Annotated in this window: 18 protein-coding genes and 1 tRNA gene; 4 read left to right on the top strand and 15 right to left on the bottom strand. The window is 43.9% G+C overall.

The genetic code is table 11. The features are described from left to right. Positions 1-129 precede the first annotated feature (129 nt). Positions 130-2,826 carry a sialidase family protein gene (locus NYP67_RS01595; protein WP_473411111.1) on the top strand — a complete coding sequence of 899 codons (2,697 nt, stop codon included), beginning with the start codon at positions 130-132 and terminating at the stop codon, positions 2,824-2,826. Beyond that, positions 2,810-3,601 carry a FadR/GntR family transcriptional regulator gene (locus tag NYP67_RS01590; protein ID WP_004131272.1) on the top strand — a complete coding sequence of 264 codons (792 nt, stop codon included), beginning with the start codon at positions 2,810-2,812 and terminating at the stop codon, positions 3,599-3,601. The genes NYP67_RS01595 and NYP67_RS01590 overlap by 17 nt, the downstream gene beginning before the upstream one ends. Before the next feature lie 103 nt (positions 3,602-3,704). Here the strand turns inward: NYP67_RS01590 and nagA are convergent, their stop codons facing one another. The 10 genes from nagA to NYP67_RS01540 all read right to left on the bottom strand — a co-directional run bounded on the left by nagA (position 3,705) and on the right by NYP67_RS01540 (position 15,827). Beyond that, a complete protein-coding gene (nagA, locus tag NYP67_RS01585; RefSeq protein WP_473411110.1) occupies positions 3,705-4,964 on the bottom strand; it encodes an N-acetylglucosamine-6-phosphate deacetylase in 1,260 nt (419 codons plus the stop codon). A gap of 70 nt (positions 4,965-5,034) precedes the next feature. Continuing rightward, entirely contained in the window at positions 5,035-5,847 is an 813-nt protein-coding gene (gene nagB / locus NYP67_RS01580) for a glucosamine-6-phosphate deaminase (protein ID WP_020757458.1), read from the bottom strand. A gap of 213 nt (positions 5,848-6,060) precedes the next feature. Next, positions 6,061-7,020 carry a dihydrodipicolinate synthase family protein gene (locus tag NYP67_RS01575; protein WP_016635892.1) on the bottom strand — a complete coding sequence of 320 codons (960 nt, stop codon included), beginning with the start codon at positions 7,018-7,020 and terminating at the stop codon, positions 6,061-6,063. Between the two features lie 171 nt (positions 7,021-7,191). Then, positions 7,192-8,052, bottom strand: a complete 861-nt coding sequence (locus NYP67_RS01570) for an ABC transporter ATP-binding protein (protein WP_016635891.1) — start codon at positions 8,050-8,052, stop codon at positions 7,192-7,194. Further along, on the bottom strand, positions 8,049-10,073 hold the full coding sequence (locus NYP67_RS01565) for a dipeptide/oligopeptide/nickel ABC transporter permease/ATP-binding protein (RefSeq protein WP_115757105.1): 2,025 nt from the start codon (positions 10,071-10,073) through the stop codon (positions 8,049-8,051). Before NYP67_RS01565 ends, NYP67_RS01570 begins: the two co-directional genes overlap by 4 nt. Position 10,074: 1 nt before the next feature. After that, entirely contained in the window at positions 10,075-10,980 is a 906-nt protein-coding gene (locus NYP67_RS01560; RefSeq protein ID WP_004113928.1) for an ABC transporter permease, read from the bottom strand. Between the two features lie 195 nt (positions 10,981-11,175). Then, positions 11,176-12,741: an ABC transporter substrate-binding protein gene (locus NYP67_RS01555; RefSeq protein ID WP_346284366.1), complete on the bottom strand. Its 1,566-nt coding sequence runs from the start codon at positions 12,739-12,741 to the stop codon at positions 11,176-11,178. A gap of 322 nt (positions 12,742-13,063) precedes the next feature. Next, positions 13,064-13,732: an N-acetylmannosamine-6-phosphate 2-epimerase gene (locus NYP67_RS01550; RefSeq protein WP_004131256.1), complete on the bottom strand. Its 669-nt coding sequence runs from the start codon at positions 13,730-13,732 to the stop codon at positions 13,064-13,066. 72 nt (positions 13,733-13,804) lie between these two features. After that, on the bottom strand, positions 13,805-14,821 hold the full coding sequence (locus NYP67_RS01545; RefSeq protein WP_115757101.1) for an ROK family protein: 1,017 nt from the start codon (positions 14,819-14,821) through the stop codon (positions 13,805-13,807). A gap of 73 nt (positions 14,822-14,894) precedes the next feature. Next, positions 14,895-15,827, bottom strand: coding sequence for a DUF4862 family protein (locus tag NYP67_RS01540; protein WP_101889458.1), 933 nt, complete (start codon positions 15,825-15,827; stop codon positions 14,895-14,897). 279 nt (positions 15,828-16,106) lie between these two features. On the opposite strand from NYP67_RS01540, the gene NYP67_RS01535 reads away from it, so the two are divergent. Continuing rightward, positions 16,107-18,827 carry a Rib/alpha-like domain-containing protein gene (locus NYP67_RS01535; protein ID WP_102704867.1) on the top strand — a complete coding sequence of 907 codons (2,721 nt, stop codon included), beginning with the start codon at positions 16,107-16,109 and terminating at the stop codon, positions 18,825-18,827. A 73-nt stretch (positions 18,828-18,900) separates the two neighbouring features. Here NYP67_RS01535 and NYP67_RS01530 read toward each other — a convergent pair whose 3' ends face one another. Then, on the bottom strand, positions 18,901-20,157 hold the full coding sequence (locus NYP67_RS01530) for an ATP-binding protein (protein WP_032815617.1): 1,257 nt from the start codon (positions 20,155-20,157) through the stop codon (positions 18,901-18,903). Between the two features lie 395 nt (positions 20,158-20,552). Between NYP67_RS01530 and NYP67_RS01525 the strand changes: the two genes are divergently transcribed. Next, the gene (locus tag NYP67_RS01525) at positions 20,553-21,443 is read left to right on the top strand and encodes a Fic family protein (protein ID WP_102704866.1); all 891 of its coding nucleotides are present in this window, start codon (positions 20,553-20,555) and stop codon (positions 21,441-21,443) included. 398 nt (positions 21,444-21,841) lie between these two features. Here the strand turns inward: NYP67_RS01525 and NYP67_RS01520 are convergent, their stop codons facing one another. The 4 genes from NYP67_RS01520 to NYP67_RS01505 all read right to left on the bottom strand — a co-directional run bounded on the left by NYP67_RS01520 (position 21,842) and on the right by NYP67_RS01505 (position 25,254). Beyond that, on the bottom strand, positions 21,842-22,159 hold the full coding sequence (locus NYP67_RS01520) for a peptidase A8 (RefSeq protein WP_102704865.1): 318 nt from the start codon (positions 22,157-22,159) through the stop codon (positions 21,842-21,844). Between the two features lie 184 nt (positions 22,160-22,343). Then, positions 22,344-22,417: transfer RNA gene (locus tag NYP67_RS01515), tRNA-Gly, on the bottom strand. 99 nt (positions 22,418-22,516) lie between these two features. Then, entirely contained in the window at positions 22,517-23,560 is a 1,044-nt protein-coding gene (locus NYP67_RS01510; protein WP_004131238.1) for a M48 family metalloprotease, read from the bottom strand. Positions 23,561-23,745: 185 nt separating this feature from the next. Further along, positions 23,746-25,254 carry an FAD-dependent oxidoreductase gene (locus NYP67_RS01505; protein ID WP_032815616.1) on the bottom strand — a complete coding sequence of 503 codons (1,509 nt, stop codon included), beginning with the start codon at positions 25,252-25,254 and terminating at the stop codon, positions 23,746-23,748. Positions 25,255-25,426: the final 172 nt, after the last annotated feature.

Genomic DNA, 25,426 nt, shown 5'->3' with positions numbered 1-25,426 from the left:
ACTGCAACATCATGTGCAACAATTGTGCATTTGCTTAAAAATGTGTGATAGACTGAATAGTGAACGTCATAAGACGTCATACGTGTTAAAACATTGGTGTTTTAATTTTTACGGTCATGGAGGACTAAAATGGAACGTCGTTCAACGAAGACGACGAACCTGGGTGAAGAAATTGCCAATATCGGGGGTTCGGCACACACGCGATTCAATCATGCCGTAATAAAAATTACACCATCTAGTGAAATCAAAAAATATAGCGAAAGCGCATCGAGCATCAATCGTAAAGATAAAAACGATGAAATAAATAAGAACGAAGGAATAATAAGGTTCAAATTTGTAGCAAATACGGATTGCGATTTATTAAATATTAAGCCCGCGCAAAAGTCGCAAGCTTCCGCGCATCAAGAGCACGCAACTCCAATAATAAAAATAAGTATTAAAGAAGATGCTCCACTACTTGTTGCGCAAAATCTTTTAGAAGATAGCGCAGACGCAAACGGTGCGAAAGAAATTGCGCTACACATGGAAGATGCGCTAGGCGCATGCGATGGGCGCGAACACGATTTTGCAGTAACGTACGGCAGTTTTGGAAGCCGATTCTATTTAGACGGATACCAATGCTTTGCGAGCGCAACGAATCTTGGACCGCAAAGAGTGAGCGAAAAAGCGGCCGAAGCGTGTGCAGCGCAGGCAGAATCTTCGCAAATCTACGACTTTTACTACTCAAACCACTTGCCAAATCCAGAAGAAATCGCGAATTCGGCCACACAGGCACAGCCAGACATATGGTTTGCAGGACCTACGATTTGTGCAAGAGACATAAAACGCGTATCTTGCAAGTCGAGCGGAACTTTGCACATTCAATTTAGATTGCGAGGCCCTGGCCAACACGGAGTGCTTTTTGCTGCTGGAACTGCTGGAACTGTTGGAACAAAAACTAATCTAGAATCTAGCGAAAAAATAAGCGTGTACGCAGGGCCAGAAGGCATAAAAATCACGCTAATCGACGACGAAACGTGCATAAAAAGCGTAATCGAAGCAGCCGCAAGCGTTGACGACGGCGAATGGCACGACTTGATTATTCGCGCAAATCGCGGAGCAACCGACATTTACGTAGACGGATACAGCCAGTCGCACAACATAGGGCAATTCTGGTTTGCAAACATACCAGAATTAGACGCCGTAAGCATTGGCGAAGACTTGCGCGGAGTGCGATTAATGGGCGAAGCTAGAACAGGCGGAATCTACTTTAGCGCACTAACCGAAGGCCAAATCCAAAGAATATCAAAAGTAAAGCCACTTGTAACAACTGCATTATTCGACACGGGATATGCAAACTCGCGCAGCTACAGAATACCTTCGCTTGTAAAAACGCACATGGGAACGCTAATCGCAGGAGCAGACCAGCGAACAAGCGTTTCAAACGACGCTCCAAACCACATAAACTTTGTGATTCGCAGATCCGCGGACGGCGGCAAAACGTGGGGGCCTTTGCAAACCGTAATCAACATGCCTGGCAAAAACCTTGGAAAACTAGGCGCGAGCGCAATCGACTCCTGCCCTGTTTTAGACCCAGAAGGCAAAAGCGAAAGAATTAACGTATTAATAGACATTAATCCTGGCGGAATTGGGCTAACAAATTGCAAAACCGCTGTAGGCGTAGACGAATGCGGAAGAATCAAGCTAATAGACCGCTTAGGCGGCAACTACGCGGCAGCAATGGACGCAAGCGCGGCCGTAAAATTGCCATGCGATTCTAGCGAAAAAGAATGCTCAACAAAGTGGATAGTTTTGCCAGATGGAAGTATAAAAAATAGCGATTCGCACAATGACTTATGCAATAACTCGCACAGTAATCAAACTTGCGACTGTTCCACGTGGAACATATGGAAATCGCCAGAAATCGCAAGCGAAAGTCAACCATTATTTGCCGAAAAAACGTGCTATATAGCGCAAATTTATTCTGACGATGACGGCAAAACGTGGAGCGAGCCACGCTTAATCGACCACATGATTAAAGAGCCATGGATGAGCTTTGCTGGAGTATGCCCAGGGAACGGAATTGTTATTAGACAAAACGAAAAACATTACGGCAGAATACTCGTACCATTCTATTGCAGCGGCCAAAGCAAATCGCACTATTCTTCGGGAGCGCTTATTTCGGACGACGACGGCAAAACGTGGAGCCGAGGCAAAATGATTAACGAAGGGCGATTAATCAACGGAAAAATCGTAGACCCTGCAACAATGCAAGACGACGATGCAACAAGCTCCGAAACTGTGTTTGTTGAACGCAAAAATGGCGATATTCTAGCATTCTTCCGCAATCAAAATCGTTCGGGATGCGTAGGCAAAGCCATTAGTCACGATTGTGGAGAAACTTGGAGCGAGCTGATTTTTGACACAAGTTTGCCAGAGATATTCAGCCAGCCGAGTGCAACCTGCTTTAGCAGCGAAAACGATGGAAACGCACAAAACGCCGACTGCATAGCGTTTGCAAACGCAAGCCAAATGATGCCATACCGCGGACGCGGAGTTGTGCGATTCAGCTACGACGGCGGGCAAACGTGGGCAAAAAGCGTGTGCATAAACCCGTTCCACCACGTTTATCAATGCCTTAGCTCTAGCAATAAACGAACTTTGCAACTACTGTGGGAAAGAGAGACTACTGGAATTTATATAACAGCAATAGATTCCTCGCTTTGGCAGCAAGATAGTTTGCAAACAGGTTTCACAAACAAAGTACACACAAACGAAAAAATGGAAGACACAAAAGAGAGAAGACTCACGCGAACTGAAAGGAGCCAAAATGGAAGAGACATTTAGCAGCCGCGAAGACGATGAGATGACAACACTAGACCGCTTATCGTTATTGCAAGCAAGCTCTAACTCCGCTCCAATCGCAGCAAGAAAGCGCTGCGATGAAACAATGGACGCAATCAGATCGCTTATTTTAAGAGAACGCTTGCAACCAAAAGACATGCTGCCAACTGAGCCAATGCTATGCAATTTGATTGGCGCATCAAGATCATCTGTACGCGAGGCGATTCGCAAGCTGGAAGCGCTTAACATTGTGGAAGTTAAGCAAGGAAAAGGCATGTTTGTTGGCTCGCTATCTTTGGACCCAATGGTGGAAACACTCGCTTTTCGATCTTTAATCTCCATTAATAAGAATTTTGAAGACTTAAGCAATGTTGTAGAAATGCGAAAATTCCTAGACCTTGGATGCGCGGATAAGGTGGTTGAGTCGATTAAGGGAACGCAGCAGCCAGAGCTGGAGGCGCTTTCGGAAATAATGGCTAAAGAAGCGCATGCTGGAAAAACGTTCTTGGAACAAGACATTGCTTTCCACACGGGCATTTTGCGAGCGGTAAACAATACGATTGCAGAGCAATTCGTGCGATGCTTGTGGCTTGTGCATATGGCTGTTTTGCCGCAATTGGGGTTGGAAGTTTCGGACGAGCTTGAAAAGACAGCTAGAGCGCACGAGCTTATGCTTAAAACAGCTATTGCGGGAGACGCAGACGGATATAGGCAAGCTGTAAACGACCATTACGAGCCTATTCAGTCGATTTTGCTTAATAGACTGCAAAAGCACTAAATAAATGGAAGAACCGCTCACTAAACGAGAGCGGTTCTTTCATCTTCAATGGTGATGCCTGAGTACTACAGCATCACGATTAATCGCAACGATACGATTTACGTTACGAAATTTTATGGCCGTCGCACCAAACGTGCTCAACTGCCAAAGTTCCTGGATTAAGCAAAAGCAAATCGGCAGCATATCCCTTTTCAACCAAGCCCAAAGGAGCGCTAGTTATAGCGTTCGGCTTATCTACTCCAAGCACGTGAGCAGGAACAAGAGTTGCCGCAGCAATCGCCTCTGGCAAACCAATGCCAAGCTCTTTAACAGCGCGCTTAATAGCAACTTCTAGAATCAAAGTAGATCCCGCAATAGCGCCATTAGAAACAAGCCTTGCGTGGCCGCCTGTAACAGTAACGTCTAAAGCGCCAAGCTTATAAGCGCCATCTGCGCATCCTGTTGCAGCCATAGCATCCGTTACAAACGCAATCCTTCCAGCCGCTGCCTTAAACGCCATTCGCAAAACTGGGTTTTCAACGTGGAAACCGTCGTTAATAAGCTCAATCGTTACGCGCGAATCCTCCAAGGCTGCAGGGATTGGACCTGGCTTGCGGTGATGAATGCCGTTCATAGCGTTAAACATGTGAGTCATAAGCGTAGAGCCAGCGTTAAAAGCCGCGCGCGCGGTTTTATAATCCGCGTCGCAATGCCCCACTGCTGGAATCACGCCAGCTTCTACAAAGCGCTTAATCGCCTCCATGCCATGTTCTCGCTCTGGAGCCAAAGTAATCTGGCGCAAAGTGCCATCCGCCGCCTCAAGCAACGCCTCAACGCGCTCGGGAGTAGGGTCCACTAGGCAATTAGGGTCGTGCGCGCCTTTTCTAGAAAGCGCCAAGAACGGCCCCTCTAAGTGAGATCCAAGCACATCTGGTCGCGTTTGCATAACGCGCTTAACAGTACGCAAATTCTCTTGCATTACGTCAAGAGGGTTTGTAATCAAGCTAAGAACTTGCCTAGTTGTTCCATGAAGCATGTGATACGCGCGCGCAATGGCAATCCCTTCAGCACCATCGTCAAACGAATGCTCCCATGCTCCGTGAGCGTGCAAATCAATGTAGCCTGGCGCAGCAAAACAGCCACGCCCGTCTACAACGCTTAAGTCAGATGCGCGCAATCCGCAAGCATTAATCGCAAGCGCAAGATCCTCATCTAAAATGCCCGTTTCTATAATCACGCCATCTTTAACCAAAATCCAAGCGTTAGGAACAATTCCGCGCACGTCTACAACGCTCACGTTACGCACTACAAAATTGCGCCCCTCACTTGATTTTAGTGAATCATCAATCTTATTTACGGCGTCTAAATATGCATTTTTTGACATTTCACTCACCTGCGATTGTGCTTTTGAAGTTTGTGCTTTTGAATACGTTACTTAATTTTAGACTTGAGTATCAGATTCCTTGCCAAGATGGCTTATTTGCATACACCCAACGATAGTAGTCTGCCAGCTTAAGCTTGCTTGCTGCATCTTCGTCTACAATCACAGTTGCGTGCGGATGCATTTGAAGCGCGGAAGCTGGGCATAGCGAGCTTACTCCGCCTTCTAGCGTTGCAGCTACAGCATCTGCCTTATTTGAGCCAAACGCAAGAAGAACAAGATGCTTAGCGCGCAAAATCGTTCCAATTCCTTGCGTTATGCAATGAGTTGGAACTTGGTTAATATCTCCGTCGAAGAATCTGCGATTATCTACGCGAGTCTGCTCGGTTAGTGTTTTAACGCGCGTACCTGACGCAAGCGAAGAGCCTGGCTCGTTGAATCCAACGTGGCCATCGGAGCCAATTCCCAAGATTTGCACGTCAATTCCGCCAGCAGCAGCAATAGCAGCATCGTAGTCAGCTCCAGCGTGCGCAATCTTGCTGCCCTCGCTTAATGGCGCTCCGTTAAGAACATCTCCTGGAACATGAACTAAATCTGGGTTTAGGCCGATTAAATCGGTTACGGTTCTGCGGATTGTGCTGTGGTAAGACTGTTCGTGCTCTAACGACAATCCAATGTATTCGTCAAGAGCAAATCCGCGCACGCGACTTACGTCAACATTATTTTCTTTAACAAGCTTTGCAAGATGTTCGTAGGCCTTTAATGGGCTAGATCCCGTAGCTAAGCCAAGTACTGCATCTGGCTTGCGACTAATCAAATCTACAACTGCTTTTGCGTAAAGCTCGCCAGCTTCATCTTGATCTTTTACAATAATAACTTCTGCCATCTTTGCTTCTCCTTTAAAGCTTTAATTAGCATAATTAGCAATTTTTAAGCAACATTAATCAGTAATTATAAGCAATTATTAGCATTTATTAGCATTGCGGCATACGAATTAACGCACACCGCAACGCTATTTACTTACTATGCCAATAAATAAACGAATTATTTAAGTGATTTATCTAATAAATTATTAATCTAATAAAAACCGCTTAAGACGTTACTTTGTGGAATCGCTCACTTCTTGCGGAGTCTTTGCCAAAGTCAAGCCAACTTCCTTAAGAACGCCAGCAACGGCTTCAACGTTTTCTCCCTTAAGTGGGCAAACTGGATCTGGCATCTGATTTGTGTCAAACACGCCAAGCAACGCCATTGCGGTCTTAAACGCTCCAACGCCAGCGCCAAAGCCTGCCACACCGCTAGGAACAGTAACGATTCGCATCAAAGCAGCAAGCCAATCCTGCTCCTTCTTAACCGTTGCCCAATCGCCAGCCTGAGCAGCCTTCCACATGCGCACGTAGCCAGTGGCCTCAACGTTTGCAAGTCCTGGAACAGAACCGTCTGCGCCAGCCATGTATGCGCCGTCAACAACAACCTCTTGACCCGTAAGCAAAGTCAATGGGTGACCAGCCTTATTGTTGTCGTCTACAAGGAACCTGAACGACACGTCGTCGTTGGAAGAATCCTTAACGCCTGCAAGAACGCCATCTTTACCAAGCTTTACAAGCAAACCGCCTGGAAGCTTTGTGTGCACGCAAACTGGAATATCGTAAGCAAACAGTGGCAAATCTGGAACAGCTTCGTGAATAAGACGGAAGTGGCGCTCAACTTCTGCCATACCGCCAAGTGCGTAGAATGGCGCTGTTGCAACAATCGCAGAAGCCCCAAGCTCCTTAGCTTCCTTTGCATGCTCAATAACGCGGTTTGTTTCCGTATCGATGCACCCAACCAACACTGGCACGCGGCCGTCAACAATGCGCATTACGGTTTCAATGATTTCGCGACGGCGCTTATCTGTGCTAAACGCAACTTCGCCAGAAGATCCAAGCGTAAATAGGCCGTCTACGCCTGCCTCAATCATTCGGTTAAGAGAGCGCTCAAAGCTAACAACGTCTACTTCGCCGTCTGCCGTTAATGGCGTAACTACTGGTGGAATAACGCCGTGGAATTTTTCTGCCATGATTAAACTTCTTTCGTATTTTTTATTATTTATGACTTATTGATTTATGATTTATGACTTTAGATTTTGCAATTAATGGGCGGCCTGCATGGATTTACTGCAAGGTCTTAACAGACCGCCCGCGCATTCAAGCTAGCGACTAGCGACTAGCGCTTGCTCGCACCGCTCACACTATTTGCACTCTTCTTCCGTTGGGTGCAAAAGCGAAGGAGCCGCGCCCATCAAAATCTTTGTGTACGCATCCTGCGGATTGTTAATCACTTGGTGAGTTTCGCCGCGCTCAACAATCGTTCCGTGATTCATAACAACAACTTCGTCGGATATGTATCGGATTGTTTGAATATCGTGGCTAATAAACACCATTGAAAGATTCAGCTTCTTCTTTAAGTCGGAAAGAAGATTCAAAATCTGAGCACGCACAGAAACATCCAAAGCGGAAGTTGGCTCATCTGCGATTATTGCATCTGGATTAAGCGAAAGCGCACGAGCGATTGCCACGCGCTGACGCTGACCGCCAGAAAGCTGACCTGGCAAAGCGCCAAGAACAGAATGAGGCAAACCAACCATTCGGATTAGCTCCTTGGCTCTAGCATCGCGCTCAGCTTTGCTTCCAATCTTGTGCACAACAAGCGGGTCAATCAACTGGTCAATCACACTCATGCGCGCATTCAAAGCCATTGCTGGATCCTGGAACACAACGGAAACCACGCGTCCAATATCCATGCGCTCTTTTGCAGTTCTATGCGTAACGTCTTGACCTTTGAACAAAACCTTGCCGCTTGTTACTTGCTGGAGTCCGCACATAATGTTTGCAGTAGTAGACTTTCCGCAACCAGATTCGCCAACAATACCAATCGTCTTACCTGGCATAAGCTTAAGATTCACCTTGTTTACGGCCGTAATCTTGTTCTTATGGAATAAGCCAGATCCTGCTCGAGTAGTGAACACCACTTCGGCGTCGCGCAGCTCGATGATTGGAACATCGCCATTTTCGCTTTGAGTTTTGTTTGTTTCGTTAACATTCATGTTCATCGCACATCTCCTTTATCGGAGTTGGTCAAAATTGCGGAAGGCACATCCGATTCTGGCTCTGGAGGCGCAGCGTAGAAGTGCCACGTTCCTGGAATGCGCTTCATTACTGGGCGCACGTCAAGCCCTTGATCTGGATGAGAAGAACGCGGAGCGAATCGATCTCCCTTAGGGAAGTCGGATGGGCTTGGAACCGTTCCTGGAACCTGGTGCAATCTTGGAGCACCAGCCTCAATGGAAGTTACGGAGCCAAGCAAGCCGCGCGTGTACTCATGATGCGGATCGGTGAGGATTTCCTTAGTGGAGCCTTGCTCAACAACCTGGCCTGCGTACATTACGGTAATCGAGTGCGCAACCTTAGCAACAAGAGCCAAATCGTGGCTTACAAACACCATTGCGAATCCAAGCTTTTCGCGCAATTCGTTAAGAAGGTCAATCACTTGCTTTTGAACAGTAACGTCCAAAGCGGTTGTTGGCTCATCTGCGATTATCAACTTTGGATCTCGCGTAAGTGCCATTGCAATCAACACGCGCTGACGCTGGCCGCCAGAAAGCTCGTGCGGGTAGGATTCAAGCGTACGCTTTGGATCCAAGCCTACAAGCTCCAGCAACTCTTCGGCGCTACGAGTACCACCTCTAGAAGTTAGCTGCTTCATTTGCGCTTTAATAAGCATTGATGGGTTTAAGGAAGACAACGCATCTTGGTAAACCATTGCAATCTCGTGGCCACGCAAAGCATTGTGCTCCTTTGGGCTAAGCTTTACAAGATCCTTGCCATTAAAGAGGATTTGTCCGCTAATCTTAGCTTTTGGATCAAGCAAGCCCATAATCGCAAGCGAAGTGATTGACTTACCGCAACCAGATTCACCAACCAAGCCCATTGTTTCGCCTGGACGAACAGAGAAGCTCAAGTGGTCTACAACATTTACGCTGCCGTAGCGTGGGAACTGAATGCACAAGTCTTTAACCTCAATAACTGGAGGCTCCGTAGACGTTGGTTGCAAGCGATCCGTGCGCTTTAACTCTGCCTCGCGAAGCTTTGCCAAAGACTCAACCAAAGCATCGTGCTGCTCATTGTACGCTGCAACTGGATCGGTAAGAATCCTGTCTTCCTTGCGAGCAGCATCCGCATCTGCAGCACTCTTAGCTACTGGAGCGGTTGGAGCTGCAACCATTGCATCCGTAATGCCCTCAGAAAGAATGTTAAGGCACAAAACGGTAATCATGATTGCTAAGCCTGGGAACAGTGCCTGCCACCAATATCCAAAGATAACGCCTGCCTTAGCAGAAGACAAAATGTTGCCCCATGTTGGCGTTGGCTCTGGAATACCAGCGTTGATGAAGCTAAGAGAAGCCTCGAACACGATTGCGTCTGCAACAGAAAGCGTTGTGAACACCATAACTGGAGCTGCAATATTACGCGTTACATGCTTGAGCAAAATCCAAGGTGCGCGAGCGCCAGAAACGATTACTGCACGCACGTAGTCTTTTCCATATTCGCTTATTATGTTTGCGCGCACAATTCTTGCGATTTGTGGAACGTAAAGCACACCAATGGAAATGATGATACCAATCATGGATTGTCCAAGAATTGCAAGGCACACAGCTGCTAATGCGATTCCTGGGATAGACATTACTATATCAATCAATCGCATTATAAGCTCAGATATCCAAGTGCGGCTCACAGCTGCAATTGCGCCGATTATTGCGCCCATCACCAACGCAAAGAGCACAGACGACAAGCCGATTACCAGCGAGTAGCGAGCGCCGTACATAACGCGCGAGAACACGTCTCTACCAAGGTTATCAGTGCCAAACCAGTGCGCGCCTGTTGGCGGCTGATAATTTTGCGTAATCTTTACTGGGTCGCATGGCGCTAGGAATCGCGCGAATACTGCGCAGAACGCCAATATTGCAATCACAATAAGCGAGATCTTAGAGCCTAAGCTCATGCTCTTAAATCTGTTAAATTTGATGCCTGGCTTAGATGCGGCATCTACTACCTGACTTTTTCCAAATAGCATGTCACACCGTCCTAATTCTTGGGTTGATTAGCACGTAAAGCAAATCAACAATAATGTTTATAAAGATGAATGCGATTGCAACAACCAAAACAACGCCTTGCACAAGCATTGGCTGGTTGCCATTAATGCCGTCGAACATTGCGGTACCCATTCCTGGTAGTGCAAAAATAACTTCGATAACGATTGCACCACCCATAAGGTAACCAATCTTCATGCCAAGAGTTGTGATTGGTGTAATCAAAGCGTTGCGGAACACGTTTCTAGCAACAACCACGCTCTTTGGAATACCTGCGCCGATTGCGGTTCGCACATAATCCTTATCCAATTCCTCTACCATAGAGGTTCGTATGATTCGCGTAAGCTGACCTGCTACTGGAAGGCCTAGTGCGAAGCAAGGCATTGCCATTCTTGCAATGTACGCTTCTGGATCTTCAAAGAACGGTACAAAATCGCCAGAACCTGGGAGCCATGCGAGCTTGATTTGCAAGACGTAAATCAAAAGAACGCCGAGCCAGAAGGATGGAGTTGCGATTGCAATAATCGAAAGCACGCGAACCGTTTGGTCAACCCAAGTATCGCGGTAAAGCGCTGCAAAAACGCCAAAGATTACTGCAAAGATTATTGCGATTAACAAACCGATGAAAGTTAGTTGCAAGGTAATTGGGAAGGCGTCCGCTACTCGTTGAGCTACAGAATCCTTGTTTACACCATAAACACCCATGTTTCCTTGGAAGAGTCCAACTATATAGGACCCAAACTGCTCCCACCATGGCCTATCGTAGCCCATTTCGTGTCGGAAGGCTGCCAGAGCTGCTGGAGACGAGTTTTCGCCTAATGCTGCAACTGCTGGATCGTATTTAGAAAATGACATAAGGAAGAATACGAGGAACGTAACACCGAATGCCATGAACGGCAGGGCGATTAGTCGCCTACCTAAAAGTCTAAGAAAATTACTCATAAGACATCCACACATCCATTGAAGAAAATTATTATTTTGCATAACAAAACCGACCCATCTGCACAAAGGCGAGAAAGGTAAACAGTTGGGTCGGTTTTGCGGTTAGAGGTTAGGGAAAATGAAGTTTGTTACTTTGACTTGCACCTACTTTGTTAGCTTTGCTTTTACAAGGTTGATGCCAGTGGAGCCGATTGCATTCCACTCAGCCAATGCGCCCTTCTTTACAGCGGTCGTAGTCTTACGATGGAAGAGTGGGTACAGAGGCACTTCGTCGCTAATCAAGTCGAAGCACTGGTTCCAATACTTCTGGCGATCTGCTGGCTTGGATGCTTCAAGAGCTTCGTCCATAAGCTTGTGGAGCTTTGCGTATCCTTCGGAGTTCTTCCAGAATGTACGCTGACGGGTCCAAGCGTTGTCACCGTACCACCAGCTCATAAGCAAGTCTGGGTCGTTGCCAAACACGGATGGATCGCCTGGGGCAAGAACCATGGAGTAGTTTGCGTCGTCGCGGTCGGTAATCTGTGGGTAAAGTGCAGAAGACTTCATAGACTTGATTTCTACATCCATACCAATCTCAGCAAGATCATTCTTGATTTGTGGAGCGAGCTGAGTAATCCAAGTGTGGTCTGTTGTGTAAAGAGTGAACTTTAGTGGGCCACTTACGCCAGCTTCCTTAAGCAAGCTCTTTGCCTTAGCAACATTCTTGGTGTAAACGTTCTTTGCCTTGTGGTAATTTGCGTAGTTCTTTGGCAAGAAGCTTGTTGCTGCCTCGCCCTGGCCGCTCATCTGGTTGGTAATAAGCTTGTTTACGTCAATTGCGTAGAGAGCAGCTTGGCGAACTCGCTTGTCGTCGAATGGCTTCTGCTTTGTGTTGAACATAAGGAATGGAAGAGTGAAGCCCTGTGCGGTCTTAAGCTCGGATCCAGATGCCTTCAAAGTGTTGAATGCCTGTGCTGGAACCATTTCCATTACGTCTGTCTTTCCACCTTGCATTGCGGTTACGCGAGCAGTATCGTCAACGGTTACATTCCAAACCATCTTCTTGGTCTGTGCCTTGTACTTGCCGTTGTAAAGATCGTTGCGCTCAAACTTTACTTGGTTATCTGTAATCGATACGTACTTCCATGGGCCAGATCCGATTGGCATATTCTTAAGATCTGCATCAGACTTTGCAGATGGAACAATCTGAATCAAAGCAAGGCGCTGCTTGAACAGTGGGAACGCCTTCTTTAGCTTAAAGATTACGTGACGATTGTCTTTTGCTTCTACAGAGTCAATAAAGTCGAGCATAGAGATGTAAAGGCTGCCCTTTGCGGTTGTGCGCTTAAAGGAAGACACTACGTCTGCCGCTGTTACTTCCGTTCCGTCCGAGAACTTAGCAGCATCGCGAATTGTTACTTCGTATTCAGTATCGGAAATCTTCTTTGGCTCACCTTTTGCAAGAGCGTTGAAAACCTTAAAGTTGCTGTAATCAAGAGCGTAAAGTGGCTCTGTAACGTGCCAGTTTGCTGCCATTGGCAACGCGCCAGAGGTTGTAGACGGCGCAAAATCACGGCTTGCGTATGCAACCTGTGCGGTAATCGTGTCTTTAACAGCAGTCTTTGCTTTTGCTGCCTTGTGGGATTTAGCTCCACCGCAGCCAGAAAGCATCATTAATGCGGCCACACCAGCGGCGATTGCCACGGTTAGCTTCGAGTTAATTCGTGCCATATTTTCTCCTCACCATTGAGTTTGGGTTTTTTGCATTTCGTCTTCGAATGCGAAAACATATTAAATTATAGCGCGTGCGTTATTTTCACGTTACTTCAAACATAAGAGGTCTGATGTCTGATGTCAAGTTATGCGTGTGTCGAATTTGTGAAAATTTTGATTATTTTTTACTGTACAAAAAATTAGAACAAAACCGCACATAATCGACACACATATAACCACTATTTTTCTTTATTTGTTACTTACGCGCGCTAGGCGAATCTGCGGCTGCTTGCGACTTTTCCTTAACGCACTCAACCGCATCCGCCTGCCAACTCGCCGCTTACAACTTTGCTGCAAACCAGCGCGTAATCGATGTTGGGTGCGTAATCGCAGTTCCAACAACAGCAGCCCAAGCGCCCATTTGCATAACCTTGTGCAACTGATCTGGAGTATGAATACGCCCTTCGCAAATAATTGGATAATCTGGGAAAGCTTGCAAAATCTGGCCTAAAAGCTCAAAATCTGGGCCGTCCGTTTTTGGCCTTCCAGGAGAAGTGCCAGCCAAAGTGGTAGATATAATATCTGTTCCACAATCCGCCGCGCGCTTGGCATCATCGAAGTTTCCGCAATCTGCCATAACCACTATGCCTTCGTCGTGCAAAGCGCGAACAGTTTGCTCGTAAGTGAGCCCATCTGGGCGCGGCCTATCTGTAGCGTCAATCGCAATAATATCCGCTCCAGCAGCAGCGCAGCAACGCGCATGACGCAAAGTCGGAGTTATGTAAACGCCTTCGTGACCATCTTTCCAAATGCCGATTACAGGAACATCAACTTGTCCTTTAATCGCAGAAATATCCGACAATCCTTGGCACCTAATGCCAACAGCTCCGCCTTCTACAGCCGCCATTGCCATTTGTGCCATTGTTTCTGGGTGCCTAAGCGGCTCCCCTGGGTACGCCTGGCAGCTAACAACTAGGCCGCCCTTGATTTTTTCAATCACAGGATTCATATAGATTCCTCCTTTTTTCAAATATGACTAAACTAAACAAAATTAAACATATCTAGGCGCAATCAAACGCGATTAAACGCGATTTGAGTGAACAGCCCAAGCTGCGCCAATCAAAGGAGCAGACCCACCAAGCTTGCCCTTAACAATCGGCGTACTTTTAATCAACGTTAAAGCAGAGTCTTCAAACCCAGCGCGCATAGCATTCCACCAAATATCGCCAGCTTCTACAACAGACCCCGAAAGCACAATCACATCTGGATCTATAAGATTCGCCATTCCTGCAACGCACTGCCCCAAGGCCCTGCCGCTTCTAGCCAGCGTTTCTTTAGCGTGCTCATCCTGCCCAGAATTTGCGCGCACACAAACCTCGTAGCCGTTTTGCGCAAGCTCGGTTCCTTGTGGAAGATTGCTGTTGTAAAGAGTCGCCAGCCCCGTTCCCGATGCCACTGGCTCAATGTGGCCCGCATGCGCTCCGCAAGAGCAGTCAAAGCCAACTCCCAAATCACTAACAACGTGGCCAGCGTGGCCTGCAACTCCGTGCGCGCCCGTAAACAGCTTGCCGTTTACAATAATCGCGCCACCAATTCCAGTGCCTATGCCAACAGAAAACACAATCGACTTTCCGCTGCCTGCTCCGTAAATCGCTTCTCCAAGGCCGTGACCACCAACGTCGCCAATCATATAAACTGGCAAATCGGTTACGCGCTTAAATGCGTCGTAAATTCGCTGACCTCTCCAACCTGGCAAAATGTCGGTAGCTGCTACGATTTCGCCAGTTTTACTATTTGGCACTCCTGCAGCCGCTATTCCAATTCCGCTGATTTTTTTGCCACTTTTCGCCGCATCTTCCAATATTTGCTTTGCGCGCGCTACTAGGCGATTCTTTATATCTTCTCCGCCTTTTGCAGCTTCGGTTGGCATAGAGCCATAGTCTTCTACTGTTGGAGACGCACAATCTGCGCTTTCTTTGCCAAAGTTAGACTCTGCGGACCCTGTAGGCCCTGGTAAAGTCACCAATCCGTACGCGATTTTTGTTCCGCCTATATCAAAAGCAAGATACGTAGAGCGAGAATCTTTTACTTCGTTCATAACAATTTCCGTTTTCTTTCTTGCGTTTGCGACCTTATTTTTACTATCTACTAAGACTATTTACTAAGCCTATTCACTCACCCTGCGCCGCGCTTACAGCATCGTGAATGCGCGCCAAATATCCCAAGCGCTCCTCCACGCTCGCGTCTTGCGGAACGCACACTTTTGCGCCCAAATAGTCGATTGCATAATCGTCTTTTAGCGCCTCACGAGTGGTTTCTTGAATTTCTTTAGACGTCATTAACGAAGTCGGCTCATCTGGGTTCATTGGCAAGTGGCCATCAATCCACTCGTATCCGTATTGTGTTGCATCTGGACCAGCTCCCGAGAACATTAATCCTTGCAGAACGCCAGCCTGCCTTGCAGCTCGCACGTGCTCCACTGCCGCTTGAGCATTTCGCTCTTCTACAACGCTTCTTCCCCAGTTGACTGTGATTCCAACTCCAGCATCTTTTGCAATTTGAATCTCTTCTTCTAGCGGCAGGAATCCTTTTTCTGGATTTTGGCCTTCAATATATCTATCGCAATGCTCAATCACCAACTTTGCTCCGCACCAATCGAGTTGCGCGAGTTCTTCTAGCGACTTTTTCATTGCATCCGCTTGCGCTAAGCGAGTCGGAGCCGTGTGTATTTCTACATGAGATATATCGCAGCTATCTCTAATGTCTACAACGTTTGCGATTGCTTCGCGAATATCCTTAAAGAATGCGAGCGCGCGATGCCTGCCTTCTTCGCTTGGGCTTGCAAGTCCAAATTCTGGATCTGGATCAAAGTTTATGTGACGCATTGTTCCAGGAATTGCCGTAATCGTGTTTGCATGCCAATGCGATGGTATTGCAGATGCTAGCCACGCGCGATTTTTTGGATCTGCCAAATCTCCTGGGTATGGAATCTCCGTTCCGTCAATCCAGCTTTGCTTACCCAACAAATCGTAGTATTTTTCTTGATCTTCGCGAGTTTTTGGCAACGATGCATATGCGCCTACAACAAATTTAGCTTTCAGCATGATATCCTCCTTGAAATCGTAGCTGATTTGTATTCTGATTTGTCTTTCGACTTATCTTTCGATTTGTCTTTTGATTCGTAGATTACACCAATATCACTACAATTCGTCAGACGTCTGATAAATCTTTGTGCTTGCGACTAAATTGTTTTCAAACTAAAGCAGCTTTTGTAAAAACATTAAATTTGATAAATTTGTAAGGTTGAGTCAAATTTATTGAATTGCTCTCAATAAGACTTTCCAAATCGTCAAAATAAAACTGTATAAAGTAAGGATTGTGGTATGAGAAAGGTAAGTACTATTCGCACAATTAGTGGAATTGTATTAACTTTTGGATTGGTTTTTTCGTCACTGCTTGGAATTCCCGCGTTGACGTCAACAGCAATTGCAAGTGAGACATTGCCATCTACCACACCTCTTACCGCACAAACCGCTCACGACATTTCAACTGGCAGAATTCGCCTAGAAAATGGCCAAATTGACCAATTGTTGTATGGAAAGCCAGCTCTAGATCCAAATGAAGACAGCGATGGCGATGGACTTAAGAACAGCGAAGAGCTTTACACGTACACAAAAGATGGACGAACATACTACGGATACAAGTCACATCCTTTGATTAAAGACACTGATGGCGACGGATTAGACGACAAAGACGATAAAAATCCTCGCAGGTGGGATATTAGCCCTCGCGATATGGCTCTGTTTATGGAACTTGCGTATAGGGAGGATAATTACGTAAATAAAGTGCTTGACGACAAGCATGAGCTTACAGAGATTTACAAAGATCGCAACGAATATAAGCTTATGCATAACGAGCTTGCGCCATATTGGAAAGTAAAGAAAACATACCACGAGTCCGATGGCTTTGACGCTGTTCTTTTTGAAAATGTTAATCCTGAATACCCATTTATTGAGCAAAACGGCGTGCAAGTTCTTGGAATCCGCGGAACCCAAGGAGCAAAAGATGCAAGTCTGGACTTAAAGCTATTCTTTGGCGGCGAAATTAGCCAAGCAACCACTACAGAAAAACTTATGGATGAATTAAACAATAATCATCTAGTGAGCAATCTGTACGTTACTGGCCATTCTTTAGGCGGATATTTAACAGAACGTGCGCTTGTTTATGCTAAGCGGAAAAATTACGATTGGTTTACCAAAGCTTATACATTTAATGCTCCAAAAATTAAGGGAAGCGTTTTTAGGCCATCAATGAAGAAACGAGCCGAAGAACTAAACGAACTTACTAAAAAAGGTTACGCTGAGCATTATGCCACAAAGAAAGATACGCTTATAAGCTTTATTGGTCATGTTGATGGTGCAAAAATTATAGACACTGGAAACAATGGTCACAGCTCACGCAACTTCCTAGATAAAAAGATGGACAATCAGCTAGGATTTACCGTTGGAAACAGAAAACAGATTGATGGCACTGGAACTGTAAACCCAGGAGTTACAAAAGTTAAAGAAACTCCAAAGCCTGCAGAAGTAAAGCCTTACGAAGAAACTTACAAGCCAGAAGTTAAAGAAATTCTTCTTGCAAACAACGAGCCTTCACCAAGCGATTTTAAGGATGCTTTAGCAAACGCTAAGGATCTTCCCCAAGGAGCAACTTTTGAAGATGTTACAAATCGCGATTTAATTAACATCTCTAAAGCTGGAGACTATACAGGCAAGCTTAAGATAAAAATAAATGGCACTAAAACGATTGAAAAAGAATTTACTATACGCGTAGTAAATATGCCAGAAGTCACCGTTAAAAGCGATGCCAACCTTCGTTTTGAGCTAAATTCTACATTCCCTAACGATTTTGACGCTAAGAAATATCTTGATGGAGTACCTAGTAACGCTAAAGTTTCTTTGCTCAATACGCCAAATATGAACACTAAGGGCGTACAAGACATTACTGTAAAAGTAAGCTTTGTTAACGGCACTAAGCGAACGGTAAAGATTCCCGTAAAAATCTATGAAGCAACGCCTTGGGCAAATTTGACTCCAGCACAAGAGAGCATTCCGTGGACAGAACTAACTCCAGCAAAGAAATCAATACCGTGGACGGAGCTAACGCCAGCGAAAGAAGTAATCCCATGGATCAACCTAACTCCAGCAACGCCAGTAACGCCAACACCAGCACCACAACCAGAGCCTAATATTCCTACACCACCTCAACCTCAACCTCAACCAAATCCACAGCCACAACCAGAGCACCCACAGACTCCAGTTCCACCTACACCGCAACCAAATCCAGAGCCTGCAAACCCTACAAACAATACAACGCCGCAGACTCATCAAACTCATCAGCCAACCCCAAATGTGGAATCTCATGAGCCGCCTAGCGAGACTAATAGTCCACAAACTCCTAATGCTAACAATAACTCACCAAGCAAAAGCTTTGTGGAAATTAACAACAATACAGAATCGCTCACAAATCAGAAGCAGGCACCAGAATCAACAGAAGTGCCAGAAGCACCAAAGAGCATTGCTGATTTGCTGCCAGAATTAACCAACACTCTAACTGTTGGAAACAATAACATTGCTTATGCAGGAAAGAACAATCAGATTACTGTTTCTCTAAACACAACAGCAGAATTCATGCGTAAATTGCAACTAAACAAAGCAGTAAAAGCATACGCATACATTTATTCAAGCCCTAAGCTTCTTTATAGCGTAAATGGAACAAGGCATGTAACAGTTCGCATCAACAAACAGGGCAAAGCAATATTTGATGCGATTATTCCACAAGAATATAGCGGCAATCACACTATTGTTCTTATCGACGAAAATGGCAAGCAAGTTGCATGGACTAATGTGTTAGTAAAGAAAAACGAATCTTTGCAAAATAATTCTTCAAGTGGAATTGTTTCATCGCAAACACATAGTGCTAGTGTAAACAACAAGCTTCCTAATACTGGAATACAAGTGATTCCAGCTGTTTTTAGCACTGCATTAATACTGTTTGTTTGCACAATCATTACAGCTGCAAAAAAATCACATCTAACTAAATAGCTAATGCAAAAAACTAAATACTAAATACTAGATAAAGACCAGCTTGCAAACAACCAAGCTGGTCTTTATTTATTCACTCAAATGCATTGCATTCCCACAGCGCGCTTAATGGTATTGCCCACAGATTATCTGCCCACTGCATAATTTTTTGACCCATATAAACAACATATCCGCGCTTAAATTCAGGTTTTTTAGAAAGAGCTACAAGCCCCTTAAAATCGTTACGATTCACCATGCTAGAGCTTTTTACTTCCACTCCAACCAGATTCCCACGGAAGCTTAGCACAAGGTCAACTTCTTTAGGACTGCTACCAGTTTCACGCCAGTAGAAGCAATCTGGATGCGTTTTAGACCATTGCACAGCAGGCATAATCTGATTTACAACAAAGCTTTCTAGTAAGTTCCCATACGTAACGGGATCTTCCAAAGGATTATGACCCTTACTGATCATTGTTTGAACACTTAAAGACGTATCGACTGGGTGTATTTTTGCTCTAGTAAAAGTTTGACGATTTGGCGCAGTTTTTATATTCGGTAGATAATTTATTAAGAATCTACGCAAGAATACGCTAATGTAACGCTCAATGGTTCGCCTATCTAAAGCAAGATCTTGACCTATTGAACTCGTATTAAGAATCCCACCAGGCTCACATAGCAACTTATTAAGTATGCTAACAGCCATGCTTCTGTCTAATCGTTCTCCTGGAAGAATGGTATCTCCCAACACTGCAAGAATATCGTTTGAAACAAGCTTTTCTCTCTCCCAAGCCTCGTAAGAATCATATGATTGCTGATATTCTGGGAATCCTCCCGCAGCCATAATTTTATATACTTCTTCTCTGCTTATTTCTTTTTCATATTTAAGATTTGGATTACTTTCTATAAGACTATCTACAATATTTCTACTATTTTGAGTAATTTCACACTGCGTAAAAGGACTCATTGTAAAATGCTGAGCGCGTCTAGCAAGAGGATCTTGACCATCTAGTCCATTGCGATTTATAAGTGCACTACCTGTTAAAACATATTGAAGACTGTTTTCCGTTGAATTATCAACTATTTCTTTTATTGCAAGAGGCAAATTTGGCAGCCTTTGCGCTTCATCAATAACAACTGGAGTACTAAGATTTTTTAGCCAACCATATAAATCTGTTGATGCAAGCACAAATGTATTTTCATCCGCAAGGCTCACGTATGAGAATCCTTTAGATACAAGCTGACGCTTTGACATCATAGTTTTACCTACAGCTCTTGCGCCTTCAAGAATCACGACTTTTCGTTTTGATTGAAGAATAGAATCAGCAATTGGTCTAGGAAAATATGCGCTCATAAAAATAAGTGTACACAAAAACGTATTTTTTGTACATTCAATGTACAATTTTTTATACATCCAATGTACAAAAACTACGATTTACACATCTCTCGTCTAATATCACACACAAAATTCATACCAAAATCAAGGGCCCGAAGCCCCAAAAGTGTGTAAAAAAAAATCATGTCTTAGACCTTGCAATACAAGCGTTTTGCCACAATCGAATCTGGGCTATTCTTTACTTGCAAAATCATTCTAAACAAAGATATCCCAATATTTAACACAGATTCACGTTACTAGTTTTATCAATCACTATTGTTCCGATAAATTAAATATGTTATTCCGCTACTGTTTATGTTATTCCGATAAAACGTTAAAATATAATAAAATGCAACAATGATTAAGGGTATTTTATGTACATAACAGTAAAGCAAGCTGCTGAAAAATGGGGCATATCAGATAGACGAGTAAGAATTCTATGCTCCGAAGGGAAAATTCCAGGAGTATATCGAGAAGGAAGATCCTGGAAAATACCGCATGACGCAGCAAAGCCAACCGACGGAAGATATAAAATTAGCGAATCGCTAATTCCAATCATAAAAACTAAATTAGAAACCCTTAAAAAAAGAAGACCCCTAACTGAAGGGGAATTAGAAAGACTTAATGAAGAATTTCTAATAGAATATACATATAACTCAAACGCAATTGAGGGAAACACTTTAACACTGCGCGAAACAGACATGGTTCTTAGAGGGCTTACTGTTGATCAAAAATCATTAAAAGAGCATCTAGAAGTTATTGGACACAAAGAAGCCTTTGATTACGTAAAGCAGCTTGTTAGCGAAAATAAGCAGATAAATGAAAAAGTTATAAAAGACATACATTATTTAGTTTTAGCCAGTAAGAGAAAAGATAGAGGCGTTTATAGAAGAGTTCCCGTTCGAATTATGGGATCTACACATGAGCCACCACAACCATATTTAATCGCTTCAAAAATGGAAGAATTATTGAAAAAATACAAAAACAGCAATGAAGATATTGTTACTAAACTTGCTCGTTTTCATATAGAATTCGAAAGCATTCATCCTTTTATTGATGGAAATGGAAGAACAGGAAGACTGCTGGTCAATTTGGAATTGATGAAAGCAGGTTACCCACCAATAGATATAAAATTTACTGATCGCTTGAAATATTATGAAGCTTTTGATGAGTATCACTCAAAACATAACGTGTCTGCCATGGCAAACTTGTTTGCAAGATATTTAAATCAAAGACTTGATTTGTATTTGTCTATTTTAGAGTAATGATTATTTTTAATTAAAGCTACGCGCAATTGGCTTTACTGTTATTCTCTCAGATAGTTGACTGAACTATTAACAGCACTGTGGTCGAATCTCCGACTTGGCCACAGATTCTGATTGGCCTATAATCCAATATTTATACAAATGCATTGCGTTGCAAGCGCGCGATTATAAAACTTGTATACACAAAAACGTATTTTTTGTACATCCAATGTACATTTTTTATACATCCAATGTACAAAAACTACGATTTATACATCTTTTGTCTAAATATCACACACAGAATTCAGACTGAAATCAACAAATCACAATCAAACCAAACACAACATATAACAAACATAGCCTTCTGAATTTTAATTAAACTCAGAAGGCTATTATTTTTAATAAACTATTTAATCTAGTTATGCTACATAGCTATCTTTTTTACTCTTAAAGATGGTTATAGCTGCAATGCTTACAACAAGAACAGCAAGAACAATCAATGGCGCTGTGAAGTAATTTGTGTAGAATTCACGCACATCAACATCTACGGAATTGATAGTCGCAGCATAAGTTGCCCAAGACAATACGCCTAATACAACATCAACAATCGCATATACATATGCGTTTTTATACAACTCTTTAACTGACTTGCTGCTTTTAACCCAAAGCATTACAGACAAAACCAAGCCTATTAACATTGATGCAACAGCAACAAGTGCAAACAACATATCTAACATAAAAAAACCTCCTGCCCAATTAAATCCTCTACCATAGCGGATTTAATACGATTTTAATTTAACTAAGACTTTCGTGTCAATATTAAAAAAAAAATTATAGAATTTTGCACATTATTTTCACATTTAGCGTACTTCTAAGACATAAGAACAAGCCACAAACGTTGATATATCAACGTTTTCTACATGGAGCGGACAACGGGAATCGAACCCGCCTCTGAAGCTTGGGAAGCTTCCATTCTACCGATGAACTATGTCCGCATGTTCGGTTGTTTGCGATTAATCCTTACCGATAATCTGCCTGCAAACAAGCAAATAAGTGCCAAAGAATCAATCTAAAAAGCAAACCATCTAAGAATATCACGCTCCGCTAACCGCTACAACTCCACCAGAAACACCTTTGCCGTATTCAATATCGTATTTAGTGCCATTCTTAAAACGAAACACGCTATCTCTATCTGGCTCAACGTAATCTACTTCTCCACGTGCATCTTCTTGCACAAGACTTTCCATCTTACTAGACATAAGCATTAAAGAGTCAACTCGCTTGTTAACATCTGGCTGCCTAGAAAACAGCTTTAAAAGCTTGGAATCGTAGTTTGCAAACGGATTTACAATCATCAGTGAAGCAATAGCTTGCACTCCCGAATGCAAATCCATCTTATGCATCTTAACTCCGTAGGAAATTTTGTTTAGAGCAGAAGCTAAAGCCGCAGGGTCGCCAGTAAGCATACTTGCACTTCGATCTGCATCCAGCTCGCGCACTCTAGAAATCGCAAGCTTAACAAATAGAGAACCAAGCGGCACAAAAATGGCACTTAAAACCTTGCCAATAACTTTTAGTACAGGGCAACGCCTTTTAGCAGATTTTGCACACTCACTTCCCGAATACATAAGCACGTACCCAAAATACGTAACAACTGTTGCGATTGCAGATGCAACCGTTGAATTCAAAATATCGTGATTATAAACATGAATAAGCTCGTGGCTTACAACGCCACGCAACTCGCGCTCGTTTAGAATATTCAAAAGACCACGAGTGCAGCAAATTGTTGCGTGACGCTCGCTTCTACCAATTGCAAAAATATTCGGACTATCTGTTGGAGCAACATAAATGCGCGGCATAGGCTTTTCGATTTGCGCAGAAATCTCGCGAACAATGCCGTATAAAACAGGTTCGTCATTCTCGCTAATTTCGCTAGCACGCATAATGCGAGTGGCAACTTTTCCAGAAAGCCAATAAGCACATAAGCTTAAAATTATTGCAATAATTGCAAACCAAACCAGCATCGACAAACGCAATCCAGCAACAATCCACAGCAAAGCAGCAAATAGCCATATTAGCGAAAACAACACTACTGTTTTCAAATTGTTGCAATAGCGCATACCCATGTTGCCAAACATGATTTTGATTTTAATAATCGCAACTGTAATTTTGCTGAATGAAAACTGTATATTTAATGTTTATGATTTAACACACTTAAAACAGATGAATAAATGTTGAAAAGTGGCCACTTTCTGCGCAATTTGGCTACAGTTTAATGGCCACTAATCAATGTTTACTAATCAATGCGTACACTCAATATAAACTATTGTTTAATTTCCGCTATATCCATAAGCATTTGTTTAGATACGACTTTTTTGCGAGCGCGATTTTCCGCTAATCCAGATTCCACCTCGAAAGCATCAATCCTCTTCCACCCTTCAAAATCAACCACTTTGACTCCTCTAGATTTAAGAAGATTTTCAATAGACTTAGGATCTCTATCTGTTGCCAATCTTCCAGGAAGTGCAGGAATCTCAGAAAGCGCAGGAAGCGCGGTTTCACATTCTTCGGTCGAGCTTTTTGCCAAGTCTTCCAGCATATTTTCAACAATTTGCAGAGCGTCCGACTTTGTAGAGCCAATCAAACCGACTGGTCCTCGCTTAGCCCAACCAGTTGCATACAAGCGCGGGCAAACAACCCCATTTTGCGCAGAAGTTAAAATCCTGCCATCGCTGTTTGCAAGAAGCGCACGAGAAGAGTCGTAAGCAACTCCACTAACCTGCGCAGGCTTATATCCAATCGCATGGTAAACCGCCTGAACTGGGTATTCTTCAAACTCGCCAGTGCAAGTCATTTTGCCATCCGCGCTTGTAGATGTGCGCTCTACTCGAATCGCACACACTCGCCCATCTTTGCCTAAAATCTCAACTGGATTTGCGTTAAAGTGAATAATGTAGCGCCTATTTGCAGTATTGCCCTCAAAGTCAACGTTTCCACCATCTTCCATATCTTCACTCAAATCGCGTATAGCAAAAAGCTCTTCTACCATTTGGCGAGTCAATTTGTCTTTTCCAGCAACATCAATTGTTTCGTCGTCCAGGTCAAAATCGCTTTCGTTTACAACTATTTGCACACCAGAAAGCTTTTCCATCTCACGCAATTCTTGCACGGAGAATTTAGCTTGAGCAACGCCTCGTCGAATAAACAAGTGAAGTGTTTTAGCCTGGTTTTTAAGTAAACCATTGTAAACGTCGTCGGAAATATCCGTGTGCTCTCTAAGATAATCAGCATCTCGCAAAAGCTCGCGCGCAACATCCATAGCAACGTTTCCGCCGCCAATAACAGCCACTTCGCTTGCATCAAGCGGCCACGTACGCTCGCTGGTAGGATATCCGTCGTACCATTCCACAAACTTTGCAGCGCCATAAACACCGTTTAACGATGCTCCTGGAATACCAAGCGGCTTATCTTCTACAGCGCCCGTAGCAAAAAGAATTGCGTCGTAGCGCGGCAATAAATCTTCTAGTGTAATATCTTTGCCAAATTCAACATTCGCATACAAGTGAATATTTGGATTATCAAGCGTTTTAGCTAATGCATCTGCAATAAATTTTATACTCGGATGGTCTGGAGCAACGCCATATCGAACCAGGCCAAATGGCACTGGCAACTTTTCAAATAAATCGATTCTAGCGGCCGTACCCAAGCCCATGCCGTCGCCTAGTTTTTTAAGCTGACGAAGAAAAATATCTGACGAGTAAATTCCAGCAGGCCCCGCGCCAATAACTGCGATTCGCAATTCGTGCGAATCCGCATTATAATTCGTTTCCATAAATTTTCCCATGTTGTTATTCAAATTTTGTTATTCAACTTTTGTTATGTTAAAACATTACATTTTGCGTGTTTCGAGCATTCTTAAGCCTAATCTTTTTGAAGATTTACATAATCGCTTCCTTAAATGCTCCACTACTTAGACTAGCGCCTTGATTCATTCAAGAAAAGAG

The organism is Gardnerella sp. c23Ub_4, from assembly GCF_055804115.1.
This window is presented reverse-complemented; position numbering and strand designations above follow the sequence as displayed.